This window comes from Bacillus pretiosus, from assembly GCF_052947655.1.
On sequence record NZ_CM129593.1, the window covers coordinates 2,196,496 to 2,208,834 of the forward strand.

Genomic DNA, 12,339 nt, shown 5'->3' on the forward strand with positions numbered 1-12,339 from the left:
GCAGGAAACTATGAAGTTATTTCATACAGCGGATTGGCATTTAGGAAAGCTCGTTCATGGCGTGTATATGACTGAAGATCAAAAGATTGTATTAGATCAGTTTGTACAAGCTGTTGAAGAAGAAAAACCAGATGCCGTAATTATTGCAGGGGATTTATATGACCGAGCAATTCCACCTACGGAAGCAGTAGACTTATTAAATGATGTTTTACAAAAAATAGTCATTGATTTACAAACACCAGTTATTGCGGTTGCAGGAAACCATGATAGTCCAGATCGTATTCATTTTGGAAGTAGTTTAATGAAGAAACAAGGATTATTTATTGTGGGACAATTTCAATTTCCATATGAGCCAATTATATTAAATGATGAATATGGCGAGGTTCACTTCCATCTCGTTCCATATGCGGATCCAAGCATAGTTAGACATGTTTTGAAAAACGAAGATGTACGTTCTCATGATGATGCGATGCGTATTTTTATGAATGAGCTTTCTGAAACAATGGATAAAGAAGCAAGACACGTATTTGTTGGTCATGCATTCGTAACTTCTGCGGGAGAAGCGGAAGAGAATACAAGTGATGCAGAACGACCACTTTCAATTGGTGGTGCTGAATACGTAAATAGTCATTATTTTGATAAGTTTCATTACACAGCGCTTGGACATTTACATCAAGCGCATTTTGTACGTAATGAGACAATTCGATATTCAGGTTCTCCACTTGCATATTCTATTTCTGAAGAAAAACATAAAAAAGGATATTATATTGTGGAACTGGACGAGCAAGGTGAAGCAACAATTGAAAAAAGGTTACTTGCACCACGTCGTAAAATGCGAACAGTAGAAGCGAAAATAGATGAATTATTACAACATCCAGTAAGTGAAGATTATGTGTTTGTAAAATTATTAGATGAAAATCCTGTCTTGCAGCCAATGGAAAAAATACGATCTGTATATCCAAATGCAATGCATGTTGAAAGATCTATTCAAAGACGAGAGTTCACAGAGTCAAATGAAGTAACTGTTTCAAGACATAAAACGGATGATTTATCGTTATTAAAGGCTTTTTATAAAGAAATGAAAGGCTTAGATTTATCAGAAGAGAAAGAACGTCTATTTGTAGAAGTACTACAAACAGTGCAAGAACGGGAAGGTGAACGAGGATGAGACCGATTCAACTAATTATGACAGCATTTGGGCCATATAAACAGAAAGAAGTAATCGATTTTAATGATCTTGGAGATCATCGTATTTTCGCCATTTCTGGGAATACAGGAGCTGGAAAGACAACGATTTTTGATGCGATTTGTTATGTGTTATATGGTGAGGCAAGCGGAGAAGAACGTAGTGATACGAGCATGCTTCGCAGTCAATTTGCTGATGATAATATGTATACAAGTGTAGAACTAACCTTTCAGTTAAAAGGGAAACGTTATGAAATAAAACGACAACTTGGACATAAAAAACAAGGGAACAAGACAATTACGGGACATGCAGTAGAACTATATGAAGTGATTGATGAAGAGAATGTTCCAGCTGTTGATCGTTTCCATGTAACGGATGTAAATAAAAAAGTGGAAGATTTAATTGGTTTAAGTAAACATCAATTTAGCCAAATTGTTATGTTACCACAAGGGGAATTCCGAAAACTATTAACATCTGAGACAGAAAACAAAGAAGAAATTTTACGTCGTATTTTTAAAACGGATCGTTATAAGTTAATGCGTGAGTTACTTGATCAAAAACGAAAACAATGGAAAGACGTTTTACAAGAAAAACAGAAAGAGCGAGAGCTATACTTCCGTAATGTTTTCAAATTACCAATCCGCGATGGAGCATTATTAGAGACATTGGTGGAACAAGAACATGTAAACACGCATCAAGTAGTAGAAGCATTAGAACAAGAAACAGATGTGTATAAGGCAGAGGTGGAGCAATTACAAGTAGAACAAGATGTTCAAACGAAGCAATTAAAGGATGCTGAAACACGTTTTCATGCAGCGAAATCCATAAATGAGAAATTTATAGATTTACAACAAAAGAATGAGAAATATAACACTTTACAAGAAAATCGTACAGTTATTGAAATGAAAGAAAAATCTTTTAAACGTGCGGAAGAAGCGAAGCGCTTATTACCATTTGAACAATGGTACGAAGAAGCAATGCAAAATGAGCAGAAGGCTGAAAGTTTATTAAAACAAATAATCGCTAAAAAAGAAAATGTAACGAAAAGCTTTGAACTTGCTCAGGAGAAATATGAAGCGGTAAAGAATAAAGAACCTGAGAGAGAAAATGCAAAAAAACTTGTTCAAAGATTAGAAGAGTTACAACCGATTATTGCATCATTAGCTGAGAAACAGTTGAATTTACAAAATGCAGAAATTCAAATAGGGAAATTAAAAGAAAGTATGCAAAACTTAGATCGACAATTAGATGAGCATACAAATCAAAAACAGCTAATGTCTGATGAATTACAGCAATTAGAACGAGCACTTGAGCAATATGTAGCTAAAGTAGAGGAACTAACGAATATGCGAGAAGATGCCAAAGTTTTAAAGCAAGCATATGATGTTTGGCAAGAAAAGCAAAAATTCGAGAAAGAAAAAGAAGCGGCATATAATAAGATGCGATTGGCAGTTAACGCATATGAAAATATGGAACGTCGCTGGTTAAGTGAACAAGCTGGTATATTAGCTCTTCATCTACATGATGGCGAATCTTGTCCAGTATGTGGTAGTACGAACCATCCGAAAAAAGCTACAGAGCAAAGTAATGCGATCGATGAAAAAGAGTTAAATGATTTAAGAGAAAAGAAAAATGTTGCTGAAAAATTACATGTTCAATTAGAGGAGAAATGGAATTTCTATCACCTACAATATGAACAGGTAATAGAGGAGGTTAAGAAGCGAGGCTATCGCTCAGAGGAATTAGTTGAAACATACAGTGCACTTGTTCAAAAAGGAAAACAATTAGCAACTGAAGTAAATACGCTAAAAGCGAGTGAAGAAACGCGTAAGCAAACTGCTGTGAATATAAAGAGTGTAGAAGAAAAAGTAGATGCACTTCAGAAACAAAAGCGTGAGGTAGAAACAGTACAGCACCGTACAGAAATGGAGTGTATGCAGCTTCGTACGTCATATGAACATGATAAGAAAAATATTCCTGAAAACTTACAAACAGTCCAAGCTTGGAAAGTCCAGTTTGACCAAGCTATGCATGAACTCAAATTAATGGAGGACGAATGGAAGAAAGTGCAGGAAGCGTATCAACATTGGCAAAATGAAAATATACGTATTCAAGCAGAACAGGAAAGTGCTTCTAATCAATTTGAAAGTACAAAATTGAAGAAAGAAGAGACGTTTACGCGCTTTATGAAAGAGCTTGAGCAGAGCGGATTTACCGATCAAATTACGTATAAAGAAGCTAAATTAAGTGATGCTGAGATGGATATGTTACAAAAAGAAATTCAAAGCTATTATTCATCTCTTGAAGTACTTGCAAAACAAATTGAAGAGTTACGTGCTGAATTAAAAGATAAAGAGTATATGGATATTACAGCTTTAGGTGAACATATAAAAGATTTAGAAATCAATCTTGATATCATTAAAGAAAAACGTCAACGTGCGCAAAATGCGGTAACATATATTTCTGATTTACATGAAAATATTAGGCGTATTGATGAACAAATTCATGAGGAAGAAAAAGCTTTCCAGGAACTTGTTGACTTATATGAAGTAATGAAAGGCGATAACGAAAGCCGTATATCATTTGAACGTTACATCTTAATTGAGTATTTAGAACAAATTGTTCAAATTGCAAACGAACGCTTACGTAAATTATCAAATGGACAATTTTATTTAAAACGAAGTGAACGAGTTGAAAAGAGAAATCGTCAAAGTGGATTAGGCTTAGATGTATACGACGCATATACTGGCCAAACACGCGATGTAAAAACATTATCTGGTGGCGAGAAATTTAATGCATCACTTTGTTTAGCGCTCGGAATGGCAGACGTCATTCAAGCGTATGAAGGCGGTATTTCCATCGAAACGATGTTTATCGACGAAGGCTTTGGTTCTTTAGATGAGGAATCATTAACAAAAGCAGTTGACGCCTTAATTGACTTACAAAAATCAGGCCGATTTATCGGTGTCATTTCACACGTTCAAGAGCTGAAAAACGCAATGCCGGCTGTATTAGAAGTAACGAAGCAGAAGGATGGGTGTAGTCAGACGAGGTTTGTGGTGAAGTAAGTTCAAGTGTAATTCATACTTAAAGCATTCTTTGCGGGTTTCTAGTATAGAACTTATGATAAAACAAATGCCATCTCTTAATAGAGGTGGCATTTGTTTGTTATTCAATATAAAACAATTCACCTACGAGTTATCTGGAGAAGGCGGTGTATTTTCCAAACGATTATAAGCTTTAAAAGCCGAAATTGCCGATATAACACCACCTACTAAAAATAAAGCTGATCCACTGACTAATATGATACGACTGACATATGTTTCACGAGCTTCTTCAACTTCTTCTTGTAACATTGTTGGCATTTGAAATCCCCCTAAACAACATTTATTTTGTAGATAGTATATACAAACGCCTAAAATATGTTAAAATCACTGGATAGTGTTAGGAGGGAGTATATAGTTAGATGTGAATTGTTTGAAAAATCTTCATTATAAATATATGCTAACTTCACATAGAGCACATATTAACATTGTATTATGTATATGTACCAAATAAATAAAGTGAATTGTATTTCGTTCTGTTTTTAAAAATTTAAAATTCTATTATTTTTATATAAAGGTTTCACATCGGAGTTTTAAATATTTTGGAAATAGATCTAAATAAGAGGAATTCATATAAAAGGGGAATGTCTTATGACAACATATACGAGTGAAATGAGAAAAAGTTTAGTTTCAGAAGAAGATGTAGATATTTTGAAAATTATGGCGCACCCAATCCGATTACAAATTGTAAATGAATTAAGTACGAGAAAAACTTGTAATGTAACACAATTAACAGAATTACTAAATATTCCACAATCGACTGTTTCGCAACATTTATCAAAAATGAAAGGTAAAGTGTTACGAGCTGAGAGAAGAGGTTTAGAAATTTATTATCATATTAATAATTTAAAAGCGAGTAAGATTGTAAGTGTTTTAGGATATATAAACTAATGAAGTATTTTCATATAAAATAGCCCCTGCTGGTGAGCAGGGGCTATTTTTTGTTGTTTTATGTATTCGTATTTAAAATTTTATAGTTTTTATGATTTACAATCGTTCGATCAAATTCAAAAGTACCACCGCTTACATTTGTAATTTCAACTAAGACCGATTCAGTATAAAGTTTTAATACAGATCCTGTAATCTTTAAATTATTTCGTTGAAAAAGTATAGTATCCCCTACGTTTGCTTTCATAGTACCTCCTCATTAAAGACAGAAATATTTTTTATTATATATATTAAACCACGTATAGATATATTAGTGAATATTTAGTTTTGTTTATCAATAAAATATTTTTTATTTTATAAAAAATAAAGTGCATTGTAGTGTGAAAATAGTTTTTTTCTGTTTGTATAAGGAAATCAAAATATTGCAATATAGGTATCGTATAACTTGAGGCATAATTTTTATAAAGAGAGATGATAAAACAGCTGTAAGTCGTACTGATGCAAAACATTATAATAGCTACTTACGTATTTAATAATTCGTTTTTGTATTTCGTCCTTCGTTTTCTGTAACTGATTCCATATTTTTGACGCTCTATCTTGTAAGTGCTTACATAAACGGAAACATCTTATACAATGAAGGTGTTAAATCAAATGAGGTGGCCAATATGAACATAAAAAAAGAAAATTTAGCGAATAGCATTGAAATAGAAAGAGGAGGCGGAAAGGTATGAAAAAATCAAATGTTAATCCATGGCTTGTTGTCCTTGGTACAGTCATAGTACAAATGGGACTTGGAACGATTTATACATGGAGTTTATTTAATCAGCCTTTAGTTAGTAAATACGGTTGGAGTCTTAACGCAGTTGCTATAACTTTCTCAATTACTAGTCTTTCCTTAGCGTTTTCGACTTTATTTGCGAGTAAATTGCAAGAAAAATGGGGACTTCGTAAACTTATTATGATAGCTGGACTAGCATTAGGACTAGGATTAATACTTAGTTCACAAGCTTCCTCATTAATATTGCTTTATGTACTAGCAGGGGTTGTTGTAGGTTATGCAGATGGTACAGCATATATCACTTCACTATCCAATTTAATAAAGTGGTTTCCAAAGCGTAAAGGTTTAATTGCTGGTATTTCTGTCTCTGCATATGGTTCGGGTAGCTTAATCTTTAAATATGTTAACGCACAGTTAATTGAATCAGTTGGTGTATCACAAGCATTTATATACTGGGGTTTAATTGTTACAGCTATGATTGTATTTGGTGCTTGTTTAATCCATCAAGCTGCAGATCAAGGAGCAGTTCATGAAACAAAAACTCAGGAATATACAACGAAAGAAATGTTAGGCACAAAACAAGTATACTTATTATTTATTATGTTATTTACATCATGTATGAGTGGCTTATACTTAATTGGTATGGTAAAAGACATTGGTGTTCAACTTGTAGAGCTTAGCGCAGCGACAGCAGCTAATGCGGTGGCTATGGTTGCAATCTTCAATACATTAGGTCGTATTATTTTAGGACCGTTATCAGATAAAATCGGCCGTTTAAAAATCGTTACTGGTACATTTGTTGTTATGGCAGCTTCAGTCTTGGTTTTAAGTTTCGTAGATTTAAATTATGGTATCTACTTCGTATGTGTAGCAAGCGTAGCGTTTTGCTTTGGTGGAAATATCACTATTTTCCCAGCTATCGTTGGTGATTTCTACGGTATGAAAAACCATAGTAAGAACTACGGAATTGTGTATCAAGGATTTGGATTTGGAGCACTTGCAGGTTCCTTTATCGGTGCACTTCTAGGTGGATTCAAACCAACCTTCATGGTGATCGGTGTATTATGTGTCGTATCATTTGTTATCGCAATTTTAATTCAAGCACCTAAGCAGAAAAAAGAACAAGAAGAAGAGTATAGCAGCGTAGCATAAGTATATAAATCTTCTATCACACTATAAATACGAAAAAGCATCCTATTAAATAGGGTGTTTTTTTTATGAATGATTGCAAGGAGGTTATATAATCTTTGGGGTTTTCGAGACAAAAAAGCGAGTGAAATACCCAATTGGATTATATTGGAATATTAAAAAATGATACATTATATCCGAAATACGTATTAAATCTTAAAATATAAACAAGACATACATCAATAATTGCAAGATATATTTTCTCGGTATTTTCAGAAAAATGTTGAGAAAATATATACTTGAGCTTTTGATAAGGCTTTGTAAATGAAGGTATCTACAGTTAGTCTTCTACAAGTTTAAAAAGAGGAGTATGAATTAAATGTGTAATGTAAGTACTTATTAATGCTTTTAGATGTAATTGTATTGAGAATCACCAAAATATTTTATCTGAAAAATAAAAATAGGTTGACAAGTTTATTGAGAAAGATTATCATTTAGCTGTAAGAATGTTAAATGAAAAACATTATCAATGAATAATATTTTGATGAAAAGTACACTTGACCAATTAGTTTAGTAAGTGTATTATTTTTTACATCATCAGTGATAATGAAAATCGTTATCATTAATGATGTTAAACTGGATTAATTTTTATATGAAAGGATAGAGGAAATGAACATAGGGGAATTTGATGGGAAAACGGTTTTAGTAACTGGTGCAGCGCAAGGTATAGGTAGTGTTGTAGCAAACATGTTTTTAGAAAGAGGAGCTACAGTTATTGGGGCTGATCAAACTGAAGAGGGGTTAAACGTACTCTTAAATCAAAATGAATTAAATGAAACACGTGTGAAAACGTTTCGTTTAGATGTGAGTGATAGTGCCGCTGTTGAAGAAGTAGTAGAACGGATTGAAAATGATATAGCACCGATAGATATATTAGTAAATGTTGCAGGGGTTTTACGTATGGGAGCGATTCACTCTTTAAGTGATGAAGATTGGAATAAAACATTCTCTGTAAATTCTACAGGAGTTTTCTATATGTGCCGAGCAGTAAGTAAATATATGATGCAAAGAAAGTCAGGGGCAATTGTTACAGTTGGCTCAAATGCGGCAAATACTCCGAGAATGGAGATGGCTGCGTATGTTGCATCAAAAGCTGCAACGACGATGTTTATGAAATGTTTAGGGTTAGAACTTGCAGCATACAATATTCGCTGTAACTTAGTTTCTCCAGGTTCTACTGAAACTGAAATGCAAAGATTATTATGGGCTGATGAGAATGGAGCTGAAAATATAATTGCTGGTTCTCAAAATACATATAGACTCGGTATTCCGTTACAAAAAATCGCACAACCTTCAGAAATTGCTGAAGCAGTATTGTTTTTAGCCTCTGATAAAGCGAGTCATATTACAATGCACAATTTATGTGTCGATGGCGGAGCTACATTAGGAGTTTAATAAAAAATTCAGGAGGTTTTAATACTATGAATGAACTTATAGCCGTAAAGGAACTGTCGGAAAAATTATTAGAAGATTATAAAACTGAATCTTCGTTCTTTTTTGCTTCACCAACTCGAACGATATTGACAGAAGGAGAGTTTACTACAGTAAAACATCATGAAATTGAAAGTTTTACAGAACTTGTACAAGCGGTATTACGTAATGCAAAACAAGCTGGAAATCCGAATCCTATCGTTGTTGGTGCTTTGCCTTTTGATCGTAGAAAAGAAGTTCAACTTATCGTACCAGAACATAGTAGAATTACTGAGCGTTTACAGTTAGAGACAACAAATGAGATAAAACGAAATGAGAAACTGGCATTTGAAATGACGCCTGTACCAGATCCTGAAGTTTATATGAATGGTGTAAAGCAAGGGATCAAAAAAATACAGGACGGCGATTTAAAGAAAATCGTTCTATCCAGATCATTAGATGTTGAATCTTCCGAAAAGATTGATAAGCAAAAACTTCTTCGAGAATTAGCAGAGCATAATAAGCGTGGTTATACATTTGCTGTGAATTTACCGGAAGATGAAAACGAGTGTAATAAAACATTAATTGGAGCAAGTCCTGAATTACTCGTTTCACGTAATGGTATGCAAGTTATTTCTAATCCGTTAGCTGGTTCAAGACCACGTAGTGATGATCCAGTAGAAGATAAGAGAAGAGTAGAGGAATTACTTTCTTCTCCGAAAGATTTACATGAACATGCGGTAGTAGTGGAAGCGGTTGCTGCTGCGCTTCGTCCATACTGTCATACATTACATGTTCCGGAAAAACCATCCGTTATTCATAGTGAAGCGATGTGGCATTTGTCTACTGAAGTGAAAGGTGAACTAAAGGATCCGAATACTACTTCTTTGGAATTAGCAATTGCTCTTCATCCTACGCCAGCAGTTTGCGGAACACCGATGGAAGAAGCGAGAGAGGCGATTCAAAAAATTGAACCATTTGACCGTGAATTCTTTACAGGAATGCTAGGATGGAGCGATTTAAATGGAGATGGTGAATGGATTGTTACAATTCGCTGTGCTGAAGTGCAAGAAAATACACTTCGTTTATATGCAGGAGCGGGAGTTGTTGCTGAGTCAAAACCAGAAGATGAGTTAGCAGAAACATCAGCTAAGTTCCAAACAATGCTGAAGGCTCTAGGGTTAAGTGATAATTCGCTGAATGAAAAATAGGGGGAAGAAAGAATGTTAGCAGGTTTCACGGAATGGCCAGAAGAATTTGCAAATCGTTATCGAGAAGAAGGATGTTGGCTTGGAGAAACATTTGGTTCGTTGTTAAGAGAACGTGCTGAAAAGCATGGAGATGAAATTGCAGTTGTAAGTGGTAATACGCATATAACGTATAGTGAGCTTGATAAAAAAGTAGAGTGCTTAGCTTCAGGTTTACTGAATTTAGGAATAAAGAAAGAGGACCGGGTTGTAATACAGTTACCCAACATTATCGAGTTTTTCGAAATATGCTTTGCGCTATTTCGAATTGGAGCACTTCCTGTTTTTGCACTACCTTCACATCGAAGCAGTGAAATTAGTTATTTTTGTGAGTTTGGTGAGGCGAGTGCTTACGTTATTTCAGATAAGGCTCTTGGCTTTGATTATCGAAAACTAGCAAGAGAAGTGAAAGAGAAAGTACCAACTTTACAACATGTAATTGTAGTGGGAGAAGAAGAAGAGTTTGTGAACATAAGTGATCTGTATATAGATCCCGTTCCATTACCAGAAGTTCAGCCAAGTGATGTTGCGTTTCTCCAATTATCAGGAGGGACAACAGGACTTTCTAAATTAATTCCTAGAACACACGATGACTATATTTATAGTTTACGTGTTAGCGCTGAAATTTGTAATTTAAATGCAGAAAGTGTCTATATGGCAGTTCTTCCAGTAGCACACAATTACCCGATGAGTTCTCCAGGGACATTTGGAACTTTCTATGCGGGTGGAAAAGTAGTGTTAGCAACTGGAGGGAGCCCAGATGAGGCATTTGCTCTTATAGAAAAAGAAAAAGTAACGATTACAGCGCTCGTTCCACCATTAGCAATGATTTGGCTTGATGCTGCATCTTCCCGTAATAACGATTTATCGAGCCTAGAAGTGATTCAAGTAGGTGGTGCGAAATTTAGTGCCGAAGTTGCGAAGCGTATTCGCCCTACATTTGGATGTACGTTACAGCAAGTGTTTGGTATGGCAGAAGGGTTAGTAAATTATACGAGATTAAATGATCCGGAAGAAATCATTATTCATACACAAGGTAGACCGATGTCTACATTCGATGAAGTACGGGTTGTTGATGAAAATGATAACGATGTAAAACCTGGTGAAGTAGGTAGTTTATTAACAAGAGGGCCCTATACAATTCGTGGCTATTATAAAGCAGAAGAGCATAATGCACGATCATTTACAAAGGATGGATTTTATCGCACAGGTGATCTTGTAAAAGTAAATGAACAAGGTTACATCATTGTAGAAGGTAGGGATAAAGATCAAATTAACCGTGGTGGCGAGAAAGTTGCTGCGGAAGAAGTTGAAAATCATTTATTAGCACATGATGCAGTACATGATGTAGCCATCGTATCAATGCCTGATGATTATTTAGGAGAACGTACTTGTGCGTTTGTAATAGCTCGTGGACAAGCTCCGACAGTAAGTGAATTAAAAATGTTTTTAAGAGAACGGGGTATAGCGGCTTATAAGATTCCAGATCGAATTGAATTTATTGATTCATTCCCGCAAACAGGTGTTGGAAAGGTAAGCAAAAAAGAGTTACGTAAAGTCATTACGGAAAAACTTATTACGGTAAAGCGATAAAAAAATAAAAATTGGAAGGAAGTGATTAGATGGCTATCCCATCTATTTCAGTATACAAAATGCCAGTTGAATCAGAACTACCAAAAAATAAAGTGAACTGGATGCCAGATCCGAAACGTGCGGTTCTTTTAATCCATGACATGCAAGAATATTTTCTTGATGCATATAGCGATAAAGAATCACCCAAAGTAGAACTCATTTCAAATATTAAGGTGATAAGAGAAAAATGTAAGGAACTTGGTATACCAGTTGTTTATACTGCACAACCAGGTGGACAAACGTTAGAACAACGTGGATTATTACAAGACTTCTGGGGTGACGGTATTCCTGCTGGACCAGATAAAAAGAAAATTGTCGATGAACTTACTCCTAATGAAGATGATATATTCTTAACAAAATGGAGATATAGTGCATTTAAAAAGACAAATCTATTAGAAATTTTAAATGAACAGGGAAGAGATCAACTTATTATTTGCGGTATTTATGCGCATATCGGCTGCCTTTTAACAGCTTGCGAAGCATTTATGGATGGTATAGAATCATTTTTTGTAGCAGATGCAGTTGCTGATTTTTCAATAGACCATCATAAACAAGCATTGGAGTATGCATCTAATAGATGTGCAGTAACGACATCAACAAACTTACTGTTAAAAGATTTACAAAGTGTAAAAAGTGATGAGAGTGAAGGAATCACTTTACAGGAAGTGCATGAACTAGTTGCACAACTACTTCGTGAGCCAGTAGAGAGTATTGATATTGATGAGGACTTACTAAATAGAGGACTTGATTCGGTCAGAATTATGAGTTTAGTAGAGATGTGGCGTCGTGAAGGGAAAGAAATAACTTTTGCAGATTTAGCAGAACGTCCAACTGTTTCCGATTGGTACAGTTTACTATCTTCACAGACAGCACAGGTGCTGTAACAAATAGACTACATAATAAAGG

At 34.8% G+C, this 12,339-nt stretch carries 10 protein-coding genes; 8 read left to right on the forward strand and 2 right to left on the reverse strand.

The window, feature by feature from the left end; all coding sequences use genetic code 11:
* Positions 1 to 10: 10 nt before the first annotated feature.
* Positions 11 to 1,168, forward strand: coding sequence for an exonuclease SbcCD subunit D (locus ACU8YW_RS11350; protein ID WP_060488683.1), 1,158 nt, complete (start codon positions 11 to 13; stop codon positions 1,166 to 1,168).
* Positions 1,165 to 4,254, forward strand: coding sequence for an AAA family ATPase (locus ACU8YW_RS11355; protein WP_327957743.1), 3,090 nt, complete (start codon positions 1,165 to 1,167; stop codon positions 4,252 to 4,254). Before ACU8YW_RS11350 ends, ACU8YW_RS11355 begins: the two co-directional genes overlap by 4 nt.
* Before the next feature lie 123 nt (positions 4,255 to 4,377).
* Here ACU8YW_RS11355 and ACU8YW_RS11360 read toward each other — a convergent pair whose 3' ends face one another.
* Complete coding sequence (locus tag ACU8YW_RS11360; protein WP_001142749.1) at positions 4,378 to 4,551, reverse strand: hypothetical protein; 174 nt, start codon at positions 4,549 to 4,551, stop codon at positions 4,378 to 4,380.
* A 330-nt stretch (positions 4,552 to 4,881) separates the two neighbouring features.
* Between ACU8YW_RS11360 and ACU8YW_RS11365 the strand changes: the two genes are divergently transcribed.
* Positions 4,882 to 5,181 carry an ArsR/SmtB family transcription factor gene (locus ACU8YW_RS11365; RefSeq protein WP_000214798.1) on the forward strand — a complete coding sequence of 100 codons (300 nt, stop codon included), beginning with the start codon at positions 4,882 to 4,884 and terminating at the stop codon, positions 5,179 to 5,181.
* A 58-nt stretch (positions 5,182 to 5,239) separates the two neighbouring features.
* On the opposite strand, the gene ACU8YW_RS11370 is transcribed toward ACU8YW_RS11365, so the two are convergent.
* Complete coding sequence (locus ACU8YW_RS11370) at positions 5,240 to 5,425, reverse strand: YkvS family protein (RefSeq protein ID WP_000646791.1); 186 nt, start codon at positions 5,423 to 5,425, stop codon at positions 5,240 to 5,242.
* A 480-nt stretch (positions 5,426 to 5,905) separates the two neighbouring features.
* Between ACU8YW_RS11370 and ACU8YW_RS11375 the strand changes: the two genes are divergently transcribed.
* The 5 genes from ACU8YW_RS11375 to ACU8YW_RS11395 all read left to right on the forward strand — a co-directional run bounded on the left by ACU8YW_RS11375 (position 5,906) and on the right by ACU8YW_RS11395 (position 12,317).
* Entirely contained in the window at positions 5,906 to 7,108 is a 1,203-nt protein-coding gene (locus tag ACU8YW_RS11375; protein WP_199695803.1) for an L-lactate MFS transporter, read from the forward strand.
* A 645-nt stretch (positions 7,109 to 7,753) separates the two neighbouring features.
* Positions 7,754 to 8,539, forward strand: coding sequence for a 2,3-dihydro-2,3-dihydroxybenzoate dehydrogenase (gene dhbA, locus ACU8YW_RS11380; RefSeq protein WP_001020440.1), 786 nt, complete (start codon positions 7,754 to 7,756; stop codon positions 8,537 to 8,539).
* A gap of 26 nt (positions 8,540 to 8,565) precedes the next feature.
* Positions 8,566 to 9,765, forward strand: a complete 1,200-nt coding sequence (gene dhbC / locus ACU8YW_RS11385) for an isochorismate synthase DhbC (protein WP_426933688.1) — start codon at positions 8,566 to 8,568, stop codon at positions 9,763 to 9,765.
* A 12-nt stretch (positions 9,766 to 9,777) separates the two neighbouring features.
* Entirely contained in the window at positions 9,778 to 11,394 is a 1,617-nt protein-coding gene (locus tag ACU8YW_RS11390; RefSeq protein WP_199695805.1) for a (2,3-dihydroxybenzoyl)adenylate synthase, read from the forward strand.
* A gap of 29 nt (positions 11,395 to 11,423) precedes the next feature.
* A complete protein-coding gene (locus ACU8YW_RS11395) occupies positions 11,424 to 12,317 on the forward strand; it encodes an isochorismatase family protein (protein ID WP_199695806.1) in 894 nt (297 codons plus the stop codon).
* Positions 12,318 to 12,339 lie beyond the last annotated feature (22 nt).